General features: G+C 59.8%; 23 protein-coding genes. 13 read left to right on the plus strand and 10 right to left on the minus strand.

What is annotated here, in order from left to right:
- Nucleotides 1-23 precede the first annotated feature (23 nt).
- Together DVK00_RS13060 and DVK00_RS13065 are read right to left on the minus strand one after the other, a co-directional pair.
- The gene (locus tag DVK00_RS13060; RefSeq protein WP_121537021.1) at nt 24-824 is read right to left on the minus strand and encodes a creatininase family protein; all 801 of its coding nucleotides are present in this window, start codon (nt 822-824) and stop codon (nt 24-26) included.
- Nucleotide 825: 1 nt separating this feature from the next.
- Nucleotides 826-1,923, minus strand: coding sequence for an ABC transporter ATP-binding protein (locus tag DVK00_RS13065; RefSeq protein WP_101351932.1), 1,098 nt, complete (start codon nt 1,921-1,923; stop codon nt 826-828).
- 528 nt (nt 1,924-2,451) lie between these two features.
- On the opposite strand from DVK00_RS13065, the gene DVK00_RS13070 reads away from it, so the two are divergent.
- From DVK00_RS13070 to DVK00_RS22280, 4 genes are all read left to right on the plus strand, one after another.
- Nucleotides 2,452-3,234 carry an IclR family transcriptional regulator gene (locus DVK00_RS13070; RefSeq protein ID WP_121537023.1) on the plus strand — a complete coding sequence of 261 codons (783 nt, stop codon included), beginning with the start codon at nt 2,452-2,454 and terminating at the stop codon, nt 3,232-3,234.
- A 481-nt stretch (nt 3,235-3,715) separates the two neighbouring features.
- On the plus strand, nt 3,716-4,954 hold the full coding sequence (locus DVK00_RS13075) for an MFS transporter (protein WP_121512508.1): 1,239 nt from the start codon (nt 3,716-3,718) through the stop codon (nt 4,952-4,954).
- An 89-nt stretch (nt 4,955-5,043) separates the two neighbouring features.
- The gene (locus tag DVK00_RS13080) at nt 5,044-5,760 is read left to right on the plus strand and encodes a nitrilase-related carbon-nitrogen hydrolase (RefSeq protein ID WP_255410816.1); all 717 of its coding nucleotides are present in this window, start codon (nt 5,044-5,046) and stop codon (nt 5,758-5,760) included.
- Nucleotides 5,703-6,143 (plus strand): nitrilase-related carbon-nitrogen hydrolase, encoded by a 441-nt coding sequence (locus tag DVK00_RS22280; protein WP_342764778.1) that lies wholly within the window; start codon nt 5,703-5,705, stop codon nt 6,141-6,143. Before DVK00_RS13080 ends, DVK00_RS22280 begins: the two co-directional genes overlap by 58 nt.
- Nucleotides 6,144-6,196: 53 nt before the next feature.
- Here the strand turns inward: DVK00_RS22280 and DVK00_RS21765 are convergent, their stop codons facing one another.
- Entirely contained in the window at nt 6,197-6,364 is a 168-nt protein-coding gene (locus DVK00_RS21765) for a hypothetical protein (RefSeq protein WP_198560252.1), read from the minus strand.
- Nucleotides 6,365-6,764: 400 nt separating this feature from the next.
- Between DVK00_RS21765 and DVK00_RS13085 the strand changes: the two genes are divergently transcribed.
- The gene (locus DVK00_RS13085; protein ID WP_101351781.1) at nt 6,765-7,418 is read left to right on the plus strand and encodes a helix-turn-helix domain-containing protein; all 654 of its coding nucleotides are present in this window, start codon (nt 6,765-6,767) and stop codon (nt 7,416-7,418) included.
- Nucleotides 7,419-7,591: 173 nt separating this feature from the next.
- Here DVK00_RS13085 and DVK00_RS13090 read toward each other — a convergent pair whose 3' ends face one another.
- On the minus strand, nt 7,592-7,867 hold the full coding sequence (locus DVK00_RS13090; RefSeq protein WP_101351782.1) for a hypothetical protein: 276 nt from the start codon (nt 7,865-7,867) through the stop codon (nt 7,592-7,594).
- 245 nt (nt 7,868-8,112) lie between these two features.
- On the opposite strand from DVK00_RS13090, the gene DVK00_RS13095 reads away from it, so the two are divergent.
- Both DVK00_RS13095 and DVK00_RS13100 read left to right on the plus strand, forming a co-directional pair.
- Nucleotides 8,113-8,610 (plus strand): dihydrofolate reductase, encoded by a 498-nt coding sequence (locus DVK00_RS13095; protein WP_121537025.1) that lies wholly within the window; start codon nt 8,113-8,115, stop codon nt 8,608-8,610.
- A gap of 209 nt (nt 8,611-8,819) precedes the next feature.
- Nucleotides 8,820-10,196, plus strand: a complete 1,377-nt coding sequence (locus DVK00_RS13100; protein WP_121577827.1) for an aminomethyl transferase family protein — start codon at nt 8,820-8,822, stop codon at nt 10,194-10,196.
- A gap of 296 nt (nt 10,197-10,492) precedes the next feature.
- On the opposite strand, the gene DVK00_RS13105 is transcribed toward DVK00_RS13100, so the two are convergent.
- From DVK00_RS13105 to DVK00_RS13115, 3 genes are all read right to left on the minus strand, one after another.
- Nucleotides 10,493-11,353, minus strand: coding sequence for a methylenetetrahydrofolate reductase (locus DVK00_RS13105; protein WP_121512505.1), 861 nt, complete (start codon nt 11,351-11,353; stop codon nt 10,493-10,495).
- Nucleotides 11,354-11,431: 78 nt separating this feature from the next.
- Nucleotides 11,432-12,631: a hypothetical protein gene (locus DVK00_RS13110; RefSeq protein ID WP_121537029.1), complete on the minus strand. Its 1,200-nt coding sequence runs from the start codon at nt 12,629-12,631 to the stop codon at nt 11,432-11,434.
- 137 nt (nt 12,632-12,768) lie between these two features.
- A complete protein-coding gene (locus DVK00_RS13115; protein WP_101351787.1) occupies nt 12,769-13,725 on the minus strand; it encodes a succinylglutamate desuccinylase/aspartoacylase family protein in 957 nt (318 codons plus the stop codon).
- A gap of 365 nt (nt 13,726-14,090) precedes the next feature.
- Between DVK00_RS13115 and DVK00_RS13120 the strand changes: the two genes are divergently transcribed.
- The 4 genes from DVK00_RS13120 to DVK00_RS13135 all read left to right on the plus strand — a co-directional run bounded on the left by DVK00_RS13120 (nt 14,091) and on the right by DVK00_RS13135 (nt 21,281).
- Nucleotides 14,091-16,661, plus strand: a complete 2,571-nt coding sequence (locus DVK00_RS13120) for an FAD-dependent oxidoreductase (RefSeq protein ID WP_121537033.1) — start codon at nt 14,091-14,093, stop codon at nt 16,659-16,661.
- A 216-nt stretch (nt 16,662-16,877) separates the two neighbouring features.
- Nucleotides 16,878-19,430: an FAD-dependent oxidoreductase gene (locus tag DVK00_RS13125; RefSeq protein WP_121577828.1), complete on the plus strand. Its 2,553-nt coding sequence runs from the start codon at nt 16,878-16,880 to the stop codon at nt 19,428-19,430.
- A 54-nt stretch (nt 19,431-19,484) separates the two neighbouring features.
- Nucleotides 19,485-20,747: a threonine ammonia-lyase gene (gene ilvA / locus DVK00_RS13130; protein WP_101351790.1), complete on the plus strand. Its 1,263-nt coding sequence runs from the start codon at nt 19,485-19,487 to the stop codon at nt 20,745-20,747.
- A gap of 90 nt (nt 20,748-20,837) precedes the next feature.
- Nucleotides 20,838-21,281 (plus strand): universal stress protein, encoded by a 444-nt coding sequence (locus DVK00_RS13135; RefSeq protein ID WP_101351791.1) that lies wholly within the window; start codon nt 20,838-20,840, stop codon nt 21,279-21,281.
- Between the two features lie 6 nt (nt 21,282-21,287).
- On the opposite strand, the gene DVK00_RS21370 is transcribed toward DVK00_RS13135, so the two are convergent.
- Nucleotides 21,288-21,449: a hypothetical protein gene (locus DVK00_RS21370; protein ID WP_157829452.1), complete on the minus strand. Its 162-nt coding sequence runs from the start codon at nt 21,447-21,449 to the stop codon at nt 21,288-21,290.
- A 411-nt stretch (nt 21,450-21,860) separates the two neighbouring features.
- Between DVK00_RS21370 and DVK00_RS13140 the strand changes: the two genes are divergently transcribed.
- Nucleotides 21,861-23,621, plus strand: a complete 1,761-nt coding sequence (locus DVK00_RS13140; protein WP_101351792.1) for a BCCT family transporter — start codon at nt 21,861-21,863, stop codon at nt 23,619-23,621.
- Between the two features lie 58 nt (nt 23,622-23,679).
- Here the strand turns inward: DVK00_RS13140 and DVK00_RS13145 are convergent, their stop codons facing one another.
- Nucleotides 23,680-24,288, minus strand: coding sequence for a hypothetical protein (locus DVK00_RS13145; protein ID WP_121577829.1), 609 nt, complete (start codon nt 24,286-24,288; stop codon nt 23,680-23,682).
- Between the two features lie 106 nt (nt 24,289-24,394).
- On the opposite strand from DVK00_RS13145, the gene DVK00_RS13150 reads away from it, so the two are divergent.
- Nucleotides 24,395-24,826 carry a hypothetical protein gene (locus DVK00_RS13150; RefSeq protein WP_232794561.1) on the plus strand — a complete coding sequence of 144 codons (432 nt, stop codon included), beginning with the start codon at nt 24,395-24,397 and terminating at the stop codon, nt 24,824-24,826.
- Nucleotides 24,827-24,990: 164 nt separating this feature from the next.
- Here the strand turns inward: DVK00_RS13150 and DVK00_RS13155 are convergent, their stop codons facing one another.
- Entirely contained in the window at nt 24,991-25,224 is a 234-nt protein-coding gene (locus DVK00_RS13155; protein ID WP_101351794.1) for a hypothetical protein, read from the minus strand.
- Between the last annotated feature and the right edge of the window lie 4 nt (nt 25,225-25,228).

Consider the following 25,228-nt stretch of genomic DNA (forward strand, 5'->3'; position numbering starts at 1 on the left):
CTTTGTGTTGTGTCCATCATTGGTTACGCATTGTGTTCGTGAATCGCCGTCATGAGGGCCGCGAGTTCCTCGCCGATAACTGAGCGGATTCGTTCGCCTGTTTCCGCGCTCGCCTGCTTCGGCGTCCCGATGGCTCCGGATGTGGAATACTCGTCGAACGACCGATAGACGGCGACGGTACCCCCGTCGAGCAGGTCTTGTCCGCCCCATCTGTAGTGTTCGTCCAGCGGCATACCGTCGCGGACCTCCGGGTCGCCCACGAGGTCTGGTCGGAGCGCAAGCATGAGGGATGTCTCGAACTCACCGCCGTGGGCCATTCCCCCCGTCTCGGTCGTCCGGAGTTCCTCGATTCTCTCTGATGCCAGATGGAAGTACGTCGTCCCGAGCACTTCCGCATCAGTATCGATGCCCACGGTACTCACGACGGCATCGATGAGCGGACTGTTCCCGCCGTGACCGTTGACGAACAGCACCGCATCAAATCCGTTCTGGATGCCGGCGTGCGCGATATCCTCAAGTGTCGCCCGCAAGTGCGCAAACTCGAGTGACAGGGTCCCACCGAACGATAGATGATGTGGTGAGAACCCGCTCCAGACTGGCGGTGTCATCACGACAGGAACGTCGTCCAGACGCTCGATGGCAGTGTCGACCATCGCCTCGACCAGAAGTGTGTCGGTGACGACCGGGAGGTGATCCCCGTGCTGTTCGACGCTGCCAACGGGAATAACGAGAACAGACCCCGACTGTTCACCGACTCTGCGGATCTGACTCGCAGTCATTCCGGCCCACTCGCTCTCTTTCCGGCCGATAGTATCGTACAACATATTAGATTGATTCTGTCCGCTGAAGCTGAGTCAGTTCCACTCGTTCGCCATCGGAATCGAACAGATGCATATCCTCTGTATGAAACCCTAACGCGATTTCGTCGCCGCGTTCTGGGCGGTATTCGCTATCGACTCGGGCTACGACTTCTTTCGACCCGCCTTCAGTCTCCAGATAGAGGAAATTGTCAGACCCCATGGGTTCTACGACGTCGACGGCTGTCTCGATGTACGTGCCGGCGTCCTCGGCAACGAAATCTTCGGGGCGGACGCCCAGCGTGTACTCCCCATCCGGAATGTCGACGTCGACTGTGAATTCGACAGCTCCTGAGTGGACCGTCGCGCGCCCGCCGCTGTTCGTCACACTCACTTCGAAGAAGTTCATCGATGGTGAGCCGATAAATCCCGCGACGAACTTGTTGTTGGGCTTATCGTAGCAGCGTTCCGGCGGCGCAACCTGCTGGAGCTCACCCTGATTGAGAATCACGATCCGGTCGGCCATCGTCATCGCTTCCGTCTGATCGTGCGTGACGTAAATCGTCGTCACGTCCAGCTCTTCCTGGATTCGCTGGATCTCGGTGCGCATCTGGGTCCGGAGCTTCGCGTCGAGATTCGACAGCGGTTCGTCCATCAGAAACACCTCCGGGTCCCGGACGATAGCCCGCCCGAGCGCGACACGTTGTTGCTGGCCACCCGAGAGTTGCTTCGGTAAATCGTTCATGAGGTCCGATATTTCCAGCAGTTCGGCGGCCTCGGTCACGCGCTGTTCGATCTGATCATCGTATTCACCCGACAGTCGTAGCCCGAAGGACATGTTCTCACGCACGGTCATGTGCGGGTACAGCGCGTAACTCTGGAACACCATCGCAATGTTCCGGTCCTGTGGACGAACGTCGTTGACTACGTCCCCGCCGATAGCAATCTCACCATCGGTGACCGTTTCGAGCCCCGCAATCATCCGAAGCGTGGTCGACTTCCCACAGCCGGACGGCCCGACAACGACGATAAACTCCCCGTCCTCCACGGTCAGAGAAAGATCCTCGACTGCAAGGACGTCGTCGTCGTATACCTTGCTGACGCTTGATAGTGTAACTTCGCTCATACCGAGTAACATAAGCATCGCAATCATCATTAATAAATGTTGGTAGTACCGGCAGGGGCAGGCAGACCAATCACATCGAAACCTGGCGAGCACTGTGGAGTACTATCCGGTATGACTGCGTAGCTAGCGGTTTTGAGTCATGCTGCAAATGGATACTCGGTAGTGCGACCTCGTACCGTAACGCGGAACACGGAGTAGAGAGCTACTCCGTCGGAGCAAATGGGACCTCGGAGCGCTGCCACTCTCTTTCAATGAGATTGAAAACTACCTGTTGTGCTCGCCAGGAGCAGGCTGGTGTGATAAACCAACGCCAGAGACCCTGTAACTTTGAAATCGGGTGCTGGATATCACAACCGTTGTGGTCGTGTGGTATGTTGCCATTCTTCGCAATGGGGGAAATTGTAGAAAATAACATCCGTACCCTTGTTAGACTGGATCGCTTCGGGGTGCAGTACTGGCTTCCAACACCATTGGAAATATTTTGCCGCTCGGCGGAACCTATTTTATTCTGCAGAAAAAAGCGCATCTATGCCTTCACAGAACAATAAAACAATCAGCGCGGTTGAGACGACGCTGGACATCCTCGGTGCTCTCGGAAAACTTGAACCGGTCGGTCTCTCCGATCTGGCGTCTCACCTCGATATCCCCACGAGCACTGTCTTCATTCATCTCAACACATTAGTTCAACGCGATTACGTCGTTAAGGAGTCCGGGCAGTATCGTCGGTCGTTCCGCTTTCTAGAGCTCGGTGGCAGTGTTCGGCAGCGGCTGGATATTGGTCGACTGCTCCGTAATAAAGTCGAAGAACTCAGCAGAGAAACGGGTGAGATTGCTGGTGCCGGCATCGAGGAGAACGGCCAGCGGGTCATCCTCTACAGGAGTTCTGGCGGAAAGGCTGCGGGCGACGAAATCCCTATCGGGAACCACACAGAGATGCACTGGACATCGCTGGGCAAAGCCATTCTGGCGCATCTTCCGGTGGACAAACGAAACGAAATCGTTGCCGAACATGGGCTTCCGAGAGGGACTGATAACACGCTATCATCCCGGTCAGAGCTTGAAGCGGCGCTTGAGCAAATCCGCGACCAGGGCTATGCGATAGACGACGAGGAGCATCTCCGAGGTGTTCGAGGTGTCGCTGTACCAATATTCAACGACGAACAGGATGTTATGGTGTCCCTCGGTATTACTGGTCCCAGAGATAGATTCACGTCCAGATATATGGCAAACCTGCTGGAAATACTCAGATATACGAAAAACGAGATCGAAGTTCGAAGTCAATACTACGAGTACAGTACGATAGACGGATAGCCCGGAATACAATACTGTCTCGTTCAGTGATACAAACAAATACTTGGTAGCGATGCCCCCTCGGCGGCAACTTTATTCCTAAACCCGGCATAATAGATGCCTTCTCTGGTTTAATTCCTGAGTTTGCCCCAAAACCAATCGAAACTTCTCCAGATAATATTTCTCTCTCGAACTAAATGTGGGCAAATAACATAAATTACCACCGTGTGTACGCTGGCGGTATGCGGACCGTAGACTCATAATCCGCCGCGTTAGGTAACACTGCCTTGTCTCGATTAGTTCAAGTCGTATAGTTCAATACGCCCGTTCTCTCATCCGCACATAGTGAGTCTTCGTTGGTACTGCTCCTTCAGAGCAGGTCTTCCCGTGTTGCCCGAGAATCGCCTGCTAACTGTTCGCTATTCGAATTGCCCCGACTTTTTCACTGCCGTTTCCGATACCGATACTACACCGCGATGACCAAACGCGCTCTGCCGATAGCATGACACCACAGGCGACTGACTCCGATATGTCGGATCCCACTGCTGAGACAGCCGTCCGAACAGCCAACTCGACGTGGTGGCTTGTGGCAGGTGCGAGCCTGATTTCGATGGGATTGGCCGCATACGAGATCGTCCCTGCAAGCGTCACGCCGCTCATTCAGGAATCACTGCGGGTCGGACCGACAGCCGCTGGACTCCTCGTCGGAGTCATGTTCGGAACTGCTGTCGTCGTCAGCCTTCCTGCCGGTGCTGTACTGGATCGGACCGATTCGAGAACCGCGATGGCCATTGCGGTAGGCATGTTGGTCATCGCCGGGCTGTGGGGATGGCGAGCCGGCCGGCGCGGCCAGTACGAGTCAATCCTCGCATCCCGTGCACTGGGCGGAGCCGCCTACGTCGTCGTCTGGAACGCCGGTATCGACATGGTGAGCCGGGCTGTCGAGGACTCTCACCGCGCGACAGCAGTCGGCATCTTCACCGCCAGCGGCCCGGTTGGCTTCGCACTCGGACAGGGAACTGGGCCGCTCATCGCCCAGCGGTTCGGCTGGCCGACTGTCCTTCTGGCCTTCATTGGCCCTGCAATCGCCGGCCTGGCCGTCTTCTGGCCAGCGAGTCGCGGGCACGGCGGAAGTCGGGGTGATGCCCCGTCTCTGCGAGAATTCGGGGCAGTGTTGCGGAGCCCGAGTGTCTGGCTCGTCGGGGCTCTCGGCTTCCTCGGTTACGCGCTATACCTGTTTGTGAACAGCTGGGGCTCGTCGTATCTCACGCAAGAATTAAACTTCTCGCTGGCCGTGAGTGGGCTCGTTGTTGCCGTGTTCCCCGCTGTGGGGGTGCTCTCTCGAATCAGCGGTGGACTCATATCGGATCGGGTCTTCGATGGCAAGCGGCGACCGGTTGTGCTGTGCTCGTTCGGCCTTGCTGCGCCGCTGCTCCTCGGGTTCACGCAGCTTCGCTCGCTGGCGTTGCTTGTCACCGTCCTTCTGTTGATCGGCTTTGCGGTCCAACTGACGCTTGGCCTCTCGTTTACGTACGTCCGAGAGGTCGTTGACCTGCGGGTCGCTGCAACGGCGGTCGCATTCCAGACGAGTATCGGCCTCGCGGGTGCGTTCGTTGCACCGATTGCCGGCGGCGCCGTGGTGAACAGAGCCGGATTTGCGTCGGCGTTTTTACTGGCTGGCGTGGTCGCTGTCGCCGGTATCATCGTTGCATGGCAGGCCCCGGAGCCCGGACGCCAGTAGGCTACGACTTGATGCACTCCGCCGTTCGCGGCCCGCGTTCCGGGCTGTCGGCTCAATTGATTTGTCACTGGAAGACACATCACAGACGAATGCCATCTGAGTCTTTCACACTTGCGGCCGCACAGGTAGAGCCCGTCTACCATGATAAGGCTGGAACGCTGGACAAGACGTGTCGGTATATCGAGCAGGCGGGTCGGGACGGTGCAGACATCGTCGTTTTTCCGGAGACGTACTTCCCAGGGTATCCATACTGGCGGGGCAGTGTTTCCATCCCCAGATGGACTGACCTGATGGTGGACCTCCAGAAGAATAGCCTCCACGTCGACGACGAGGCGATTGATATCCTCGGTGAGACCGTCGCGGAAGCCGACCTCACGCTCGTGCTGGGGACGAACGAAATCAGCGACCGGCAGGGGAGCGAGACGCTCTACAATTCGCTGTTTTACTTCGACAGTACCGGGGAGCTGGTGGGTCGCCACCGGAAACTCATGCCGACCCACGAGGAGCGTGCCATCTGGGGCCGTGGCGATCCGTCGTGTCTGGCTACGTACGAAACAGCTGTCGGCCGACTCGGTGGGCTCATCTGCTATGAGAACCACATGACACTCTCGAAGGCGGCGCTAACCGCGATGGTGAGGAGATACACGCCGCCGTCTGGCCCGGCTTCTGGGAACAGCACGGGCATCCGGGGGACAAGACCCGAGCGGAGACGAGCGACGCTGTGGATACCTGTGATATCTATCCCGCCATGCGTGAGTATGCCTTCGAAACCCAGTCGTTCGTCGCCGCGTGTTCGGCGTACATGAGCGACGCCGTGCCGGACGGGTTCTCGGCGGAGGAACTCGGATTCAACGTCGCTGCGGGCGGGAGTATGCTTATCAACCCGGCTGGTATTGTCAAAGCCGGCCCGCTGGTCGGTGAGGAGGGGCTTCTGACTGCCGAGTTCCGGGACGACGAACGACGGGCGACGAAAGCATACTTCGATGCGATGGGCCACTACACCCGATGGGACGCAGTCAGCTTGTCCATCAGTGATAAAACGCTAACGCCGTCACAGCCTCGGGAATCCGGCACGGAGGCAGTCGCTGGGGACGGTTCGCTCTCGGCAGCCCAGGCACAAGCGGTAGCCGACGAGTACGACGTTCCCATCGGAGTTGTCGAAGCGGTCGCCGACGAACTGGCAGACTAAGTAGTCGTAGCTGGTTCTTTTTCGGATAGAATGCAAACCGGTGGGTTGGGGAATTACTTATTGTAACTGTCCGGAATCAACACGACACCGTGGAAATCAAAGAGGTCGGAAACGACCGACTCGATGCGCCCGAAGTTCGGTGGCAGTGCGACTGCCGGCAGATAGAAATCGTCGGTGGAGAACTTGCTGTTCTCTGTTGTCCTGTTTTGTTGGGTGCTCATTTCAATATACTATATTGGCCACAACATCCTAAGGCCCCTGGTGGATAATCACGGGCATTTATTACGGACGGTTTAAAATGATTATTAATACATATTGTCAGTAGAGCGGCTGTCGCTGCATTGAGTAAATCTGTGCCACACAGTTTTCGACCAGTTTCCGTCCGGTCTGTTCCCAGGACAGGTTCCATGTCCGTTCTCAACGGTGAAAACACACTACTCAGCCCGGCCTGTCCTCGCTCGGAGTACAGTCAGATTTATATTTTTGCCCTCGTGTGTGCACCTGTGTATGTAAACATTGACGTAGAGACCCAGCATATACACAGTAACTCACCGATGCTGCTGTTCAGCCGTCCAGCTCGTATTGATCTTTGACGCCTCGAGAGCAGTCCCGTCCCACACAATGTCGATAACGACCAAAATACACATCGAACACGAACGCCTCGCGCTGGTTCCGACCTTACAGAACCTTGGAGAGATAACCATCCGCGTTATTACACAGGGGAACACCGACCCGGGATCCACTGTGTTTCCGTTCCTTATCGAGTATCACGACAGGGAACGACTCGAGGAGATGCTCGATGCCGACCCGACAGTCCAGAGTTACGATCTTGTCGACTGGACCGACCAGACTGGTATATACTACATCGAACACACTCCTGAAACGAAACTCATCAGCTCCGTTGTTACCGATGTCAACGGTTTTCTCGTTCATACAGAGACGAAGGGCAACGGGTGGCTCGTCCGACTCCTGCTCCCGGACCGCGACGCGCTCAATACGATCTGGGAATATGCAAACGAGAACGATATCTCACTCGATATAATCGAAATATACGGAAACACGGACACCGGAGGCGAGTCGTCGTACGGACTGACTGACGAACAGCGGACCGCCCTGACAACTGCGTACGAAAACGGCTATTTCGGAGAGCCCAGAGATATCTCGCTGAACGAAGTCGCCGACGAAATCGGACTATCCTCGACAGCGATGAGCGGCAGACTCCGCCGTGGGATGCGGAACCTCATTGCGGCGACGTTAATAGACCGAGAGAAGTGAGTTCGAAAGTCGGAGATCAGTGGGTGCTCGGAAAGGGCTTCCCGCGGCTTTGCCAGTAGCAACTTCTGCTGTTCATATCGACTCACATCTGAAAGTAAATCCGACAGTTTCTATCTAAAAACAGCAAAAAGACATCTATCTGGCGAATATTAGATCCCTTTAGCTGCTAGAAGCTACTTCGATTGCCTGCTCGAATCTTTTTGCCGATAGACTGGCCGTAACGCTGTCGCATCTTTGTTGTATCCCAACCACACGCTCAACGCTGTCGCGGCGAAGACGAGATACACGGGGAACAGGAGAACGAGCACGTATCCAGCAAACAGCGGCGTCAGAACGTCTAGCCAGTACAGGGTCGCGATTCCGGCGAGCCCACCGACAGCGCTCGCAACGATTCCCAGGCGAAACGCCTGAGCAGCGGCGGGTCCGGGCGACAGGTGAATCGTATCCATGCAACATTTTATATGGCTGACCCCCATAAGTGGCGCGCGAGATGCGCTATCACGGTCCGGGCTAGCACTGCTGTGACAGCATCTTACTGGTCACAAACGGTGGAAGTACGATACTCAAGACCTGGTAGAATTCTTGCACCTGTGTCTCCAACTCGGGCAGCGAAACTGATGCGTGAGTTCCGAGCGGTGACCTCACTCATCGACCGGGACGGACTTATTCCTAGGAGCCCGACAAAGTGGTATGTATGAAAGTCTCGTTGATCGCTGCCGTCGCAGCTAACGGCGTGATCGGCGCTGGCGGCGACATTCCGTGGCAGTATCCCGAAGATCTGGCACACTTCAAGCAGACAACAGTCGGTCATCCCGTGATTATGGGGCGGCGAACCTTCGAGAGTATTCAGCGTGACCTTGGTGGCCCGCTGCCGAAGCGACTGAACATCGTCTTGACTACGACACCGAATCGCCTTCCGGACAGTGTTACGGCCGTTACCTCGACGACGTCGGCGTTGTCAGCAGCGGCCGATAGTGGTGCATCTACGACGTACGTCATCGGCGGGGCGACAGTGTACGAACAGTTTCTCCAACGGGCTGACGAGCTAGTTCTGACGGAAGTATCAGCCCCTTTCGATGGCGATGTCGTCTTTCCGACAGTCGACTGGTCGTGCTGGACTGAGACCGACCGAACGACACACAGCGAGTTCGCTATCGTGAGCTACACTCGAACAAGCAGTTGCTCGGAATGATCTCTGTCTGAGCAGTCACAACGACTGCGCTGTGCCGGGCGTTTCGTCCCGTACTTTCCAGCCTCAGCCGTATTATACGGTTTCGTGCTCAGGAGGTGTAAAACAACGGCTCAGAGCATCGTCGCTGCCAGTCAACTCTACCCCGTATATAAATCCCAGAAGCAAGTAACAGTATCTTTTATTAGCATTTCACATCTTCTTTCAGAGGCATGACCGGTAACGAGGAACATCCTAACCATCCCAGTGTCGACCAGTCAGACCGGACCGTCCCACGTAACCTCCGCCAGACTGGTGACCCCAACATCGAGATGTTAGTGTCGACGCGCGTTCGAAAGTCTCCGTTCTTCCACAAGTCATTCAATGAGGAGGGTGCCTGGCGGGCAACCGTCTACAACCGTCTCTATCACCCGCGCGGCCTCATCGAACCCGAAGATGGCGGTGTGATGAAGGAGTACGACGCACTGACCAACACCGTCACCCTCTGGGACGTTGCCGTAGAGCGCCAGATTCGTGTCAAAGGGCCTGACGCCGAAGCGCTAACGAACTACGTCGTCACACGCGACGTGACAGGTATGGACGCCATGGACGGGAAGTACGTCATCCTCTGTAACGAGGACGGTGGCGTCCTGAACGACCCCGTCCTCCTGCGTCCCGAGGAAGACGAGTTCTGGTTCTCCATCTCGGACTCGACGCTGATGCAGTGGCTCCAAGGTGTCAACGTCGACAACGATTTCGACGTCGAAATCGACGAGATCGACGTCGCACCGATGCAGATACAGGGTCCGAAAGCGCTTGACGTGATGGTCGATGTCGTCGGCGACGAGGTCAAAGATGTCCCGTACTACGGCCTGATGGACGGCGAAATCAACGGGGCCGACGTGCTCATCAGCCAGACCGGCTTCTCCGGTGAGAAAGGGTTCGAGATTTACGTCCGAAACGCCCACGAGGACGCTGAGAAGGTATGGGACCCAGTTATGGAGTCCGTCAAAGACCACGGTGGTCGCCAGATCGCGCCGGGACACCACCGCCGGATTGCCGCTGGCATCATGTCCTGGGGTCAGGACCTCGACCACGAGACCTCTCCGTTTCAGGTCAATCTCGGCTATCACGTTCCCGACGACAAGGAGGCCGACTACATCGGGAAAGAGGTGCTTGAAGAGCAGAAAGAACAGATCGAGAACGGCAACTACCCGTTCGAGCACAAGCTCATCGGCCTGAAGATTGCCGGTGAGCCGATCCGCGACTACGCCCCCGACTTCTGGCTTATCTCTGATCCGGACACGGGCGAGGAGTGTGGCTACCTCACGTCCCCGTGGTGGAACCCGGACCTCGAAACCAACATCGGGATGGGGTTCGTCCCGGCCGAGAAGATTCAGGAAGTCACAGATACGCCGCTCAACGACGAGATTTACGACGAGGAACTGGACTTAGAGTTCCAGGTTCATCTCCCAGACGAGTACGCAGAGGAACCCGGCGAACCGGTGTTCGCCACCGCCGCGAAGGTGCCGTTCAAGGAGTCGGTCAATCCCAGCGCCCGTGAGCAGGCGAAGCTCAACGCCCGCAAAGAAGCCGAAAGCGACGACTAACTCCCGGACTCCGCCTGTCCCGGCAGCCAGCGCACTTCGCTGTCGTCCGCCGATTTTATTCTTTGATTGCCGTCCCGGTGCTCACTGAAACTGTCGTAGCGCTACGCTGCTTTGACACGTCACTCAGTCCTGCTTTGCTGTCGCTGGACAGATGTGTCTGCTGAATATCCACGTCGCCTCTCGTTGTACTGCGGTGTGGTTATCGGGACACACCACTATCCGCTGTCAGAGACTACAATACGGTCGGAAACAGGTGGTTGTCGGGAGGCCGTCCGAGTCCGGGCAATCAGTCGGGGTCAGGAATCGAGACGCTTGTGCCGCCATTTCTCCGTGTCGGGCGTCTGATTGAAAGTGTAGATGTGGATGCCCCGGATGTTGTAGTCGTTGTCTCCGACGTATGGCGCGAGGCCGTCGATGAGTTCGTCTGGTTCGTAGGTCCCGCGAGAACCGACCAGTTGCTTGACGAATCCGAGAATGCCTGTGGTCTTTCTGAGGAATTTGATCGAGTCACCGACACCGACTTTCTGGGAGATCTGCATCAGTCGCTGGTAGTTCATTACCCCCGGGATGCCGACTTCGACCGGGAGTTCGATACCGCGAGCACGGATCTCTTCGACCCACTCCAACACAGCATCCGGGTCGTAGCAGAGTTGCGTGACGATGTACGTTGCGTACGGTGCTTTCCGTGCCATCGACTCCGCCAGCGTCTCGTCGTCGATGAAGTCGTGCCCCTCGGGGTAGCCCGTGATGCCCACCTCCTCGAAGTCGTACTCGGTGTCCGCGAGCGCTTCGAGCAGGTCGAGCGCCGACTCGAACTCGCCGGCCGGTTCTTCGCGGTCACCGCCAGGGACGAAAATGTCCGTGATGCCTGCCTGGTCCAGTCGCTCGGCTATTGCTTCGAGTTGCGCCCGGTCTTCCACATAGCGGGCTGCGACGTGCGGCACGACATCGTACCCCATTGCAGCGGCTTGCTCCGTCTTTTCGACGGTCTTCTCGATACCGAGCTGTGGCGAGGTCGTAATTGCGATGGTCGCGTCGTCGGGAAGGTGGGTGATTTCCTCGTCGAAGCTCTCGAACGGCATCAGTTCGAATCGGGCGCTCGTCAGCAGCGTCTGGACACCCTGACTGTTTGAGACTGCGTGAGTTCCGAGGGCCATGTGTTGACATATATAACACATACCCGTACTTTTCTCTGTGGGTGGGGCATCGAACCCATTTATAAGAAACCGCGGTCATCACGCACTATGTGGCGCACACTGCCGGATTCGACTCGCCACTCTGCTGTAGGAGACAGTATGCTCCGGTTCGTCTGCCAGTCGGCACAGGACGAGGTCTAACAGATTGAGCTCCTCAAGCAGGTCCCGGGCCTGGCTGCGGTCAAGCCCCAGACATCGCTGCACCTCATACACCGTGTCTGACTCGACGACCGCGTCCGCGACGTCTCGCAACTGGACCTCAGCCGGGAGTCCGATCCCGTCGGTGACCAGTTGTTCGTCGGGAAGTTCTCCGACTGACTCGTCGGCGGGACCGGATGACTCAGCTGAGACAGGCTTAACCACAGTGACCTGTTCGTCCTCATCCGTAGCTCCGGACTGAGTCGCGTCCTCGTCCGAGGCACCTGATTCGGTCGACGGGTCTTCCTCGTCGTCACTGGAGGTGTCGTACGTGTTCGGGACGTGGATATCCGCTTCTATCATGTACCGTCGGACTGTCTCGGAGGACACGTCCATCTGTATTTTGTCGGCGATTTCTCTGAAGTTGTCGCATCCGTCGTACAGTGCTTGCAGGTAGTCGGTGTCCTCGTACGGTGGCACGGAGTCGTCGCGGACGGCGGCGTATGGGTCGGGTTCAGAGTCGGTGTCGTGACCCGACTGCGCGTCCGCCGTAGACGCGTCGCCTGCCAGTGAGTTTTCCTGTGACCCGCTTTCTCCGTCGCTGGTAGACTCTGCAGCCGAGACGGCCGACCCATCGACCGGGTCATCGTCACCCTCGACGGTCCCGGCCGAACGTGGTGTGGTGGTCGCTGTGTCGCTGGAGCCTGCCCGGTCAGGCCCGCAGTCGGCGCTGGCTGCCCCCTCTGGTGCATCCGTGGCGTCGATTGTTAGATGCACCGTCAGGAGCAGGCCATCGTTGGTGACCGTCGCCGAAGCGTCGCATATCGACAGTGAGACACCGGAAGTCGACGGGAGTTCGGCAGCCGGTGGGGAGAACGTGACCTCGAGGTCACCACTCTCGGTCAACCTCGCAGTCTCCGGCGTGAGACTCTCGTCAGCGCCGCCACCGGAACGCAACGAGACCGGCATTGCCACCGTCACATCGAGGACTGCACCACCGATGTCGGCAGGCGATGCTTCGACGGTCTTGATGGACCGACCGCGGGATTCGTACGCATCGATAACCTCCGCGAGCGCCGTGAAAGCGGTGTGGAGTCCCATGTCATTGAGTGACTATGACACGTTATGGTGTAGAGATGGGTGTGGAATACCGAACCCATTTATAAACTCCCACAGAACTACGGCTACCACCACATCTCTGAAACAGAACTCGTCGGTGCGCCCTCGTGGTGAGCCGGTTATCCCGGTATCGCGATACCCGCGAGACGCTCCCCCTTCACGACGACGGACTCCCTGGCAATCGAGAATATCACTCCTCGTTCTGTCGCTGGAACGACCTGTTGTTGCTCGAAGGAGGCTGGTTCGTATACAGTTCCCAGTCGCTCCCCGGCGTCGACAGTGTCGCCGACGGTGATGTCTGGCCGGGATTCGAACAGCCCCGATTCCGACGCGGTGACCGGCTCCGCATCGTTTCGGAGTACCGTTTGTGACGGTTTCGACTCGGGTTCTTCAGGGAGAACGCCACGCTCGCGTAGAAGATTCTGTATCCCGTCGACACCCGCTGCAACCGCGTCCTGTACAATCCGACGACTGTTCGACAGTTCTGCAGTGATAACTGGAATCCCGGCTGCTGCAGTCGCAGCCCGGAACGTCCTTCCGGACTTGTCGTCGTCTGTGTCATCGGGTACGTCGGTGAGCCTGTAGGACGTACCGAACGCTTCGGCGAGGCGCTCGGCGGCCGGGTCGCCCGCCCGGCATCTGACGTGTTCCAGCATATCTGCCGTGCCTGTGTGGAGGTCGACTGCCGCGTCGGCGCCTTTGACGAGTTCCCACAGTCGGGCGGCGAACTGCTCCTGTAAGCTCCCGCACTCGTCGCCCGGCCACACGCGGTTCAGGTTCGGGTTCATCACGTCGTACTCACCGGGGGTCATGTATGACCGGTGGTCGAACGCAAGCTGGTTCACCACTGGGACGACAAGCACCCTCCCAGCGATGGCCACGTCAGTCAGGCGGTCGTGGAGCCGTCGCAACGCGGCTGGACCGTTGAGTTCGATGCCGTGTTGCGCCGCCTGAATATACACAGTCGGTCCGGAACCGCCGACGTACCGGTGGACAGTCACAGACACGTCTCGCCCTGACGGCAATCGTCCGAGCTGTCGATCAGTCGTCGTGTGCGTGACGGGCGCGTAGTCCATACCAAGGGCCGGCGGCGCGCGGACAAAAACGCTGGGAGTGGGCGCTGCACCGGGCCGATAGCGCGGTCCTGTGGTTCTCTTTCAGGACAGAAGCGCTGGCTGATACGCTGCCGTCGATGGGGTGAACGCACCGCTGGGGACACTCTGCTGGATTATGAATACATAACGTGACAGTACAATCTGTCTGTCGGACGCGACTTGGAGTCTCTGAACGACGGCGACAATCACCACAGGGGGCCCAAATCTATTAACAATGGTACTCCTGTTATTCTGAAACACTACGTGACAATTCGGTTTTATTTTGCAAAGGAGAGGGGTTAGGCGGTAACTATATTGCCACGCCATAGCACGTTCTATCCAGAGCCATGGAGCCAACCGATAGCCTGCCGACCCATGCCGATACCGTCATCGTCGGTGCTGGAATCGTCGGCTGTAACATCGCGTACCAGCTGACAGACCTCGGCCGCGAAGACGTGGTCGTGGTTGACCAGGGGCCGATGCCGACTACGGGTGGATCGTCGACGCACGCCCCCGGAATCATGTTCCAGACCGCGGAACCGAAGGTCCTCAGCCAGTTTGCGGATTACAGCCGTCGGCTGTACTCGGACCTCGAAGGGGCTGACGGACACCAGGCGTACAACGAAACAGGTGGCATCGAGGTGGCCCGGAGCGAGGAGCGCATGGACTTCCTCCAGCGCCGCGTCGAATACGCGAAGGCCTGGGGCATCGAAAACCCGCAGTTGCTGTCCCCAGAGGAAGTCACCGACCACCTCCCGCTGGTCGACGCCGACCAGATCAAGGGCGGCTACTACTCCCCGACGGACGGCCAGGTCTCGGGCGTCGTCGCCTGTGACGCGCTGGCCCGGGAAGCGATGGACCGGGGTGCGAAATTCGTCCCGCATACCCGCACCGAGGACGTGGAGACCGAGAACGGCTCGGTGCGGGCCGTCGTCACGGAGAACGGCACCATCGAGTGTAACGAGGTCGTCGTGGCGACGAACATCTGGGCCCGCCAGCTCGGCGAGAAGCTCGGCGTCCACCTGCCGGTGACGCCGGTCGAGCACCAGTACACGATGACGGAGTCGCTGGATGAACTGGCCGACAGCGCGGTCGACATCACTGACCACCCGCTGTTCGAGAACTACGAGAACGTCTCCGGAGAGAAGGCGAAGCGACTTCTCGTCGGGCCAGACCGGCCGATTCTCCGCGACCAGGACAACGCGATGTACTACCGGAACCACGGGGATTCCTACGGCATCGGCTCGTACAATCACGAGCCAATCGTGCCAGACCCACAGGAACTCGGCGGGAACGACCCCGACGGCGAGCAGGGATCGGTCCACGAGTTCACCGACTACCACATGAACAACGCGACCCACCCGGACCGGCCGGACAAGGCCCCGCGCCAGGCCAGCGACGAGCTGTTGCCCGCGACGGCCGGCAAGGAACTCGAACACAAGTACAACGGCATGTTTGCGGAGTCGCCCAACGGCCTCCCCGTGATGGGACCGGTCCAGGAGTACGACGGTCTCTGGACGGCGGCGGCCATCTGGGTCACGCACGCCGGCGGTGCCGGCAAGGCCCTCGCCGAGTGGATGGAACACGGCGTCCCGCGCCTCCCTGACGGCCCGATTGACCTCGCCCACTGCGACGTGAACCGCTTCGACGAGCACGAGGGCAGTTGGGACTTCGCTCGGGACATCGGCGGCGAGGAGTACCGCATCGTCTACAACATCATGCACCCCAAGTGGGTCTGGACCGACAAACAGCGGGACATCCGTCGGACCCCGATGTACCACACACACAAGGAGTACGACGCCGAACTGTGGGCTGAGGCCGGCTGGGAGGAGCCACACTGGTTCGACTCCAACGCCGACCTGCTGGCGGAGTACGGTGACCGGATCCCCGACCGCGAGGGCTGGGAGGCGAAGTACTGGTCGCCAATCGAGGGCGCGGAGGCGCTGAACGTCCGGAACAACGTCGGTCTCCACGACATGACATCGTTCAATAAGATGGAGGTCATCGGGAGCGACGCCGGTGAGTTCGTCCAGTACCTCTGTACGAACGACATGGACATCGACGTGGGCGACGTGAAGTACACGCTGATGTGCAACGAGGGCGGCGGCGTCCGGGCCGACATCACGGTCACCCGGACCGATGAGGACCGCTACCTCCTGCTGACGACCGGCCGCGAGGTCGGGAACAACCACGTCGCGTGGGTGCGCGAGCAGTCCCCCGACGACGTGGTCGTCAACGACGTAACATCGAACCTGGCGGCGATGGTCTGTACCGGCCCGAACGCCCGGAAGGTCCTCTCGAAGGTCACCGACGTCGACCTCTCGGACGACGCCTTCCCCTTTTTTACGAGCCAGCAGTTCTTCGTCGAGAACATCCCCGTCACTGCGCTCCGCGTCTCCTATGCGGGCGAACTCGGCTGGGAGCTGTACACGCCCTCTGAGTACGGCGAACGCCTCTGGGAGCACATCATGGAGGCCGGCGAGGAGTACGGCATCCGCCCGTACGGCAACGGCGCGCTCGATTCGCTCCGCATCGAGAAGGGCTTCCGGCTCTGGGGGAAGGACCTCCACACGGAGCACAACCCCTACGAGGCCGGCCTCGGCTGGGCCGTCGACCTCGAAACCGACTTCATCGGCAAGGAGGCGGTCGCGGCGGCCGCCGACGGCGACAACATCGACCACAAGGTCGCCTGTCTGACCCTCGACGACGAGGACGCCGTCGTGTTGGACAACAAGCCAGTCCTCGACGGTGACGAGACCATCGGCTATCTCCACAGCGCCGAGTACGGCTACACTGAAGGCGCGTGTGTCGCCTACACGTACCTGCCGCCGGAGTACGCTGAACCCGGAACCAGCGTCGAAATCCTCTACGAAGGGGAGCGATACGACGCGACGGTCCGCGAGGAGCCGCTCGTCTGAGAGCAACCTCCGACCCGCCGCTGATTCTATCGGGATTGTAACACGCTGTGGTTCAGTCCGACTGGCCGTTTACTCCCTGTTTGCGACGGACAACAGACGCTCAGATACCGGCCGAATAATCGACACTGTGCCGCTCTACCCGGAAATCTCCTCTTTGCGTGGTTCTCCCCACCGGTGTATTTAAGATTGTGACAGAAACAGTCCCAAACGAGATACATGAGCACAGAGACTCCCCCGTCTCGGGCGGATACTGTTGTTATCGGTGCCGGGGCCGTCGGGTGTAGCGTCGCGTATCACCTGACGGAACTCGGCGCGGAGGACGTTGTCGTCATCGACCAGGGACCGCTCCCGGTCACCGGCGGGTCATCAGTCCACGCGCCCGGCATCATGTTCCAGACGTCGCCGTCGAAAATACAGACGAAGACGGCGCACTACACCAGCCGACTGCTCTCCGATGCCGGCGTCTACGACGAAGTTGGCGGCATCGAGGTGGCCCGCAGCGACGAGCGGATGGACTTCCTCCGGCGGCGCGTCGAGTGGGCGACGTCGTACGGACTGCCGGAGCCGCAACTGCTCTCGCCCGAAGAAGTCACCGACCACCTCCCGCTGGTCGACGAGGACGAAATTCTCGGTGGCTACTACTCCCCGACCGACGGGCGCGTCGACGGTATCGCCGCGCTCCAGTGGTATATGGAGCACTCTTCGGCGTCGTTCTACGGGAACACGGAGGTCACCGACCTGGACGTGTCGGGCGGCGAAATCAACGCGGTCGAGACCGATCAGGGGCGAATCGACTGCGAGCGAGCGGTCATCGCGACGAACAACTGGGGCTACCAGACTGGCCAACTGGCCGGGCTGGACCTGCCAATCGCGCCGGTCGAACACCAGTACGTTGTCACCGAACCGATGGACGAACTCGCCGACGCCGAGACCTCGGTCGGCGACAACACGACCGGGCTGGACGTACCGGGTGACCGCTCCATCGCGGAGTACATGAGCGAGGGGCCACACCGGCCGGTCGGCCGCGACCAGGACCACTCGCTGTACTTCCGGACCCACGGCGACGCGCTCGGGATGGGGTCGTACAACCACGAGCCACTCTCAGTCGACCCCGAGGCGATGGGGAAAAACTCCGAGGAACACCAGGCTTCGGTCAGGGGGTTCACGAAGGAACACTGGGAGACGCCGACCCACCGCGGGCGGGACAAATCGGCCAAGCAGGCCTTCGACGAACTGCTCCCGGCGACACAGGACGTGGAATACGAAGCCACCGAGAACGGGATTTTCGTCTTTACACCTGATGGGATGCCCGCCGTTGGCGAGACAGCGCAGGTCGACGGCCTCTGGACCGGACTGGCTATCTGGTGGACCCACTCCGGCGGCTACGGCCGCATCCTCGCCGAGTGGATGGAGAACGGCGTTCCGCGGCTGCCGTCCGGTCCGGTCGACACTGGCGGCATCCACGTCCGGCGGTTCGAACCCCACGCCGGCGAGAAGGACTACTTTGTCGACCGCGGGGCCAAGCGCTACGAGCAGGTGTACAGCATCGTCGAGCCGCGGTGGCAGCCCGACGACCACCGGGGACTTCGGACGAGTCCGTTCTACCACCAGCAAAAAGAACTCGGCGCGGAGTTCTACCAGAGCGGCGGCTGGGAGACGCCACAGTGGTACGAGTCGAACGCCGACTTAGTCGAAAGATACGAGGACCGGATTCCCGACCAGGACGGCTGGCAGGGCATCAACCGCTCGAAAATCGAGGCTGCGGAGCATCTCCACACCCGCGACAAGGTGTCGATGTTCGACATGACGACGTTCAGTTCGATCATGGTCGAAGGCGAGGGGAGCCAGGCGTTCCTCCAGCGGGTCTGTAGCAACGACATGGATCTCGACGTCGGGCAGGTCCGCTACTCGCTGCTGTTGAACGAGGGCGGTGGCATTCTCGCGGACATCACGGTCGTCAAACTCGACGACGAGGCGTTCATGGTGACGACCGGCGGCGGGAACTCCCCCGGCATCCACGGCGGTCACCTGGAAGACGAGGCTCCCGCGACGGTGTCGGTCCACGTCGAGGAGGGCGCGAAGTCGACAATCGGTCTCTGGGGGCCGAACGCCCGACTCCTCCTCCAGCGATGTACCGACGCGGACGTGACCAACGACGGCTTCCCGTACTTCCGGGCCAAGCAAATGTACGTTGGCGACGTGCCGGTCATCGCCCTGCGGGTCTCCTATGTCGGCGAACTCGGCTGGGAGCTGTGGGCGCCGACGGAGTACGGCCAGCGCCTCTGGGAGACGTTACAGGACGCCGGCGAGGACCTCGGCGTTCGGCCGATGGGCGGCGGCGCGCTCAGTTCCATGCGATTAGAGAAAGGCTACCGCCTCTGGGGGACGGACATCGACACGGACTCGAACCCCTTCGAGGCCGGGCTGCCCTTCGCCGTCGACATGGACACCGAGTTCATCGGCAAGGCAGCTCTGGAAACCGCACGCGAGGCGGGTATCGACAGCAAAATTACCCCGGTCACGCTCGACGACTCGACAGATATCATGCTGAGCGGTCGACCAGTCCTGAAAGACGGTGAGACACTCGGCTACGTGCAGGCCGGGAACTACGGCTACAGTATCGACGAGTCGATCGCCTACACGTACGTCCCGACCGAACACGCCGAAGCCGGAACGTCGGTTCAGATACAGTGCGAGGGCGAGACATACGACGCGACGGTGCGTGACGAGCCGCTGTTCGATCCGACCCGCGAGCGAATCATCAGATAGCGGGACAGCACACGACCCAACAACTTTGACAGACGCTCCGAAACGATACCAATTATGACACAAACAGAATCGGACACGCTGCCCGTCACGTACGCAGACATCGAACGAGCCCGCGAACGACTGGATGACGACACAGTCGTAAAAAAGACGCCGGTCGAGCGGAGTACGTCTCTCGGCGGGTTCGTCGACGCTGAGGTACACCTGAAGATGGAGCATCTCCAGTGGACTGGGTCGTTTAAAACCAGAGGCGCGTACAACAAAATCTCACAGGATGTCGCCGACGGCGTAGAGTCATTCGTCGCCGCCAGCGCTGGCAACCACGCTCAGGGCGTCGCCCTCGCCGCGACGAAATGCGGGGCGGAGGCGACGATTTTCATGCCGGAGAACGCACCACAGGCGAAGATTGACGCCACCAGAGGCTACGGCGCGAGCGTCGAACTGGTCGGCAACGACTTTCAGGAGACGATGTCTCACGCCAAGGCCGTCGTCGAGGAAGCCGACGCCGAGTTCGTCCACGCCTACGACGACCTGGACATCATCGCCGGACAGGGGACCCTCGGCACGGAGATGTACCACGACTGCCCCGACGTCGACACGGTTGTCGTTCCAATCGGTGGCGGTGGTCTCATCAGCGGTGTCTCGACTGCTATCAAACACCTCTCGCCCGAGACGCGTGTCGTCGGCGTTCAGGCGACCGGTGCGGAGACGGTCCACGAGAGCCTCGACAAGGGGATACCGGTCGTGCTTGACGAAGTCGACACTATCGCCGACGGTATCGCCACCGGCGGTATCTCGGAGACGACGCTCGGCATAATCGAGGCGAACGTAGACGAGGTCGTGACAGTTTCGGACACCGATATCGCACAGGCGATTCTCCTGCTGATGGAACGGGCCAAACAGGTCGTCGAAGGCGCCGGGGCCGCCTCGGTGGCCGCTGTGCTGAGCGACGGCCTCGACGTGTCCGGGGAGACGGTGATGCCGCTACTCTGTGGCGGGAACCTCGACATGACACAGATGCGTGAGGTTCTCATCCACGCGCTCACAGAGCGCCAACAGCTCCTGCAGCTCCGGGTCCGCATCAACGATCAGCCGGGCGTGATGGAGGAAATATCGGGTGTCATCGCCAGACAGGGGGCCAATATCCACGATGTCCGGCACGAACGGTCCGTCGAGAATCTCGAAATCGGGGAGGCCTACCTCGTGTTCAACGTCGAGACAAGCGGTGCAGAGCACGCACAGACGATCATCACCGCGATTCGTGACGCGGGCTATCCCGTCGACAACGTGGCACGCAAGGCCCAGAACGACGCACTGTAAGCCGGCATCGGCGTTCAGACAGACGGCTCGCGCCATAAGCGGGGAAACCTATAACAGGTGTGTGTGGGAAATACACATGAGTCAGCTACCATGTACGACCACATACTCGTCCCGTACGACGGCAGCGACGAGGCCAGGAGAGGGGCAGAACACGGCATCGAACTCGCTGCTGCGCTCGACTCGACAGTGCATGCATTGTATGTCATCGACCTCCCGGGGACACCGCGCGCGCTCGCACTCAGGGATGACGAGGAGGAGATGCGCGAGGAGTATCGCAACTACGGCGAGGAGGTGCTGGCGAGTCTCGGGACTGTTGCTGAAGAACACGGCGTCGACTACGAGACACATTTCAAAACCGGGGCGCCAAGCGAAGAAATCGTGGAGTTCGCCGAAGACGAAGGAATGGACGCAATCGTTCTGGGGTCAGCGTTCCGCGGGAAACTCGGGAACCTCCTCGGCGGGACGACGGACAAGGTGGTCAGAACGTCGAGCGTGCCAGTCATCAGCCAGCGGATGAGCGTTAACGATATCTGACACCCGTTACGCGCTTTTTATCCGTGTCTCACGGATGTAGATAACCAGACTCGCACTGAGGAAGCTAAACCCTGCGAGTCGAAAGTCGCCAGCTGTCATCCCGATGAGACCGACGCCCATCAGCAGTGCTGCCACCGCGGCCGCTCCCGTCGCCAGAAGTCGTGCCATAGCGACGATAGGCGGGATTCCGAAATAAAGACACCCACCAGGGAACGCGATTGGTGACCGGCTCACCGGGAAGTACCAAACCTCAATATACTAGATAGTGTAGATGTCTCCGAAGCCACAGCAGTACAAGCCTTCAATCCGTTATATATTGGTGTTTAACGTGAAGTTTTATTAGAGTTGCATTAGTGTATATGTATGAGACTCAGTAGCACATAAAATACGTCGACAATAGCCCCGCGGGCACACGGTGCCCGCAAGCGAGCACAGAGAGCCAAACAGGATGCGAACGCTGTAGACGCCCATCGCTGGGACATCGCTGGCATGATGGTAGCAGCGGACCGTGACAGAGCAAGACCGAGACTACGACAATGAGACTCCACAGACCAGTACCACGTTCGAGAGGGGTAACGTATGGCAGATAGTGACGAACAAGCCGGCGAAATGTCGGACGGGCTCCAGGTAGAGCTGTTCCATCCGGAGTCCGACCGCGAGCCCGGTGATACGAACATTCAGGCGGCTGGCTTCGACATCCATCCAGTTGTCTTCCCGGTGGCACTGGCGATAATTGCGCTGTTCATCGCAGTGACGATACTGCTCGGCGACACAGCAGCCTCCGCGTACACGTGGCTGTTCAATACCATCGGGGACACCTTCGGCTGGTTCTACCTGCTGGCGGTGAACGTGTTCATCGTCACATTGCTGTACTTCGCGTTCAGTAAGTACGGTAAAATAAAGATCGGCGGCGTCGAGGCCGAGAAGGAGTTCAGCGACTTCTCCTGGATGGCGATGCTATTCAGCGCCGGCATGGGCATCGGCCTCATGTTCTTCAGCGTCTCGGAACCGCTGTACTACTTCCAGAACCCGCCGAGTTTCTTCGGAGCCGAAGCCGGAACCGGTGCGGCAGCGTCCGCCGCGATGGCACAGACGTTCTTCCACTGGGGCTTTCACCCGTGGGCGGTGTACGGGCTGGTTGGACTGGGCCTCGCGTTTTTCTCGTTCAACCGCGGGCTCCCGCTTACCTTCCGGTCGATATTCTGGCCCCTCCTTGGTGAGCGAATCTACGGCTGGCCGGGCCATGTCATCGACCTCGTGACGGTGTTCGCGACGCTGTTCGGGCTGTCGACCTCGCTGGGACTCGGTGTTGCCCAGGTCAATACGGGACTGTCCTACGTTGGCGGGGACATGCTCGGTGCGGTGAGTGTCCCGACAGGGACTTGGCCGCAGGTCGCGCTCATCGCCGGTATCACGCTCATCGCGACGCTCTCAGTTGCGGCAGGGCTCGACGGTGGGGTCAAACGCCTGAGCACGCTCAACCTCTACCTGATGTTCGCGCTTCTCGGGTTCCTCGCTATCGTGGGTCCCACGGTGTACATTTTCGGGACGTGGGTCGAGGGACTCGGCGCGTACTTCGGGAACATCCTTGCGCTCGGGTTCTTCACCGGGACGCTCAACGAAGCCGCGAACGGCACCCCCACCGCCTGGACCGTGTTCTACTGGGGCTGGTGGATCGCGTGGTCGCCGTTCGTCGGAATGTTCATCGCGCGCATTTCGAAGGGTCGGTCCGTTCGGGAGTTTGTCCTGGGTGTGCTGTTCCTTCCGTCGCTGTTCTCGACGCTCTGGCTGTCGGTGTTCGGCGGCAGCGCGATGTTCAATTCGCTCGTAGGAAACGGGCAGGCGATAGCGACCTACAACGAGGTCGGCCAGACCGTCGCGATGTTCGCCCTGCTGGAGCAGTTCCCGCTCGGTGTCGTCAGCGGACTGCTCGCGACCCTGCTGGTCATCACGTTCTTCGTCACGTCGTCGGACTCCGGGTCACTGGTCATTGACCACCTGACCTCGGGCGGTAAGCACGATGTTCCACGAACGCAACGGATCTTCTGGGCCGTCACCGAGGGACTTGTCGCATCTATCCTGCTCATCGGTGGCGGACTGACGGCGCTCCAGACGGCCGCAATCACGACGGGACTCCCGTTCGCGCTCATCCTGTGTCTGATGTGTTACACGGTGTATCTGGGGCTCGACAACGAGTACCAGATACTCGAGTCCGAGGAGTTTGCGGAAACCATCCAGGACCTCTCCGAACGGGAAGACATGGACATCGTGACCGCTGGCGACGAGATGGTGACGGATATCTCCGAACGGAGCGACGACGCTGCGACAGGGACCGACTGACGAACTCTCTTTTCGACGTTTTCCAGGCGACCCGCAACGACAGTTCGAACGAAGAGTGTCAGCGTGGGTCGACTTCTGTCTCGACCGTTCGTTCGGAGTGTAGCCAGACCCGCACAGAGCCGCCGATTCCGAACGCGGCGATGCCGAGACTGGAGACGATACTGCCGACAGGTGACAGCAGGACCCAGGTGAGTGCACTGAGAGACGCGCCGATGAGTAGCCCGTGCGACGGCTGACGGTGATACAGGAGTTCAGTGAGGAGCGTCCCGACGATGAGGAACCCGAACCCGGTGAGAAACAAGAAAACGGCGCTACTGGCGAGGACGACGAGACGGACGAATACACCGCCGGCGACACTGAGGCGCGCCAAGGTCGTGGCTCCGTACAGACCAACGATCCCGAATATCACGTATCCGGCGATGCCGTAGAGGACGGCGGTCGCCGGGCTGGCCGATATCGCGTCGATAGAATCGGCGACAGAAGCCCGCCGCAGTCGGAGTATCACCGCACCGGACACGACAACGAGAATAAAGGAGACGACCCCGCGAAGCGGCCTGGATAGTTCGGCAGCAACGCTGGGTTCCAGTTGTCCTACGACGTGCTCTCCGGCAGTTGCTGCAAGCCCCATGACGGTCGGCGCGATATCGACAACGGCGTCGAAAGCCATACCACACATACTGTGGGTCGCCGTGAAAACCTATCGACCGCACAGTACCGGGTCAGCGTCGGCGCTGCCCGGAAATTTAAGCCGTCAGAATACGTACCATAAGATAGTGTCTGGATGGCTCGCGATTCTGTTCTCGAAGCTCGTATGGCTCGGGGAGCGGATCGCCGCCCCACTCCGGCGGGGTGACGGTCCGAACAAGTTCAGGCTGTCGAGCATGGACACGGCGACGACGACGTACGACGGTGACAGCGGGTGGGCGAGACGGCCGCCAGCAACGATCGAGTGCCCGCGATGTGAGTCGGAAATCTTCCAGCACAACGCGCGTGACAGCATCGACTGTCCGCGGTGCGTCGGCGAGTACCGCCACGACGAGTTCGCCGACCTCAAACTCCTGTATCTCACGTGTCCTGTCTGTCGAGGCCGGATGGAACACGGCCAGCGACATCCCGAGCGGTTCGATATCCCCGAGTGGGCAACCTGTACAGACTGTCGGTACCACTGGGAGTTCGAACACTCATACGACCACAGTGCCGAGTGAACCGCCTCGGGGGCAAGCCCCGAGGCACTTGCCTTGCTTATCTGCCGAGGCTGGGTGCACCAGCCGGTGTGCTGTCGTGGGCGAACCGTGCGCTACTGCGACACGACTACGGAATCACGGCCGGGGTGCTGTCCAGCTCTGACGCGTGAGTTGGGGGTCTGCCGTCAGTAATACTTCCAGTCGTCATCACGGCTACCCTGTACGACGCCGTCGTCATCGTCACTGTCCATTTCGTCCCGCTCGTCGGGCCAGCGGATTCCGTCTCCGACGAGGCTCTTGTACGCGAAGGCACCCAGACCAACGAGTATCAGTAGAAGAACAACGGTCCCAGCGACTGCTGCCACCTGCCCGACGGACTCAAGCAGGCCCGAGCCGATCTGAACCGGAAACTGTCCCATGGCT

Origin of the sequence: Haloarcula sp. Atlit-47R, from assembly GCF_003665985.1 — an archaeon.
Lineage (GTDB): Archaea > Halobacteriota > Halobacteria > Halobacteriales > Haloarculaceae > Haloarcula > Haloarcula taiwanensis.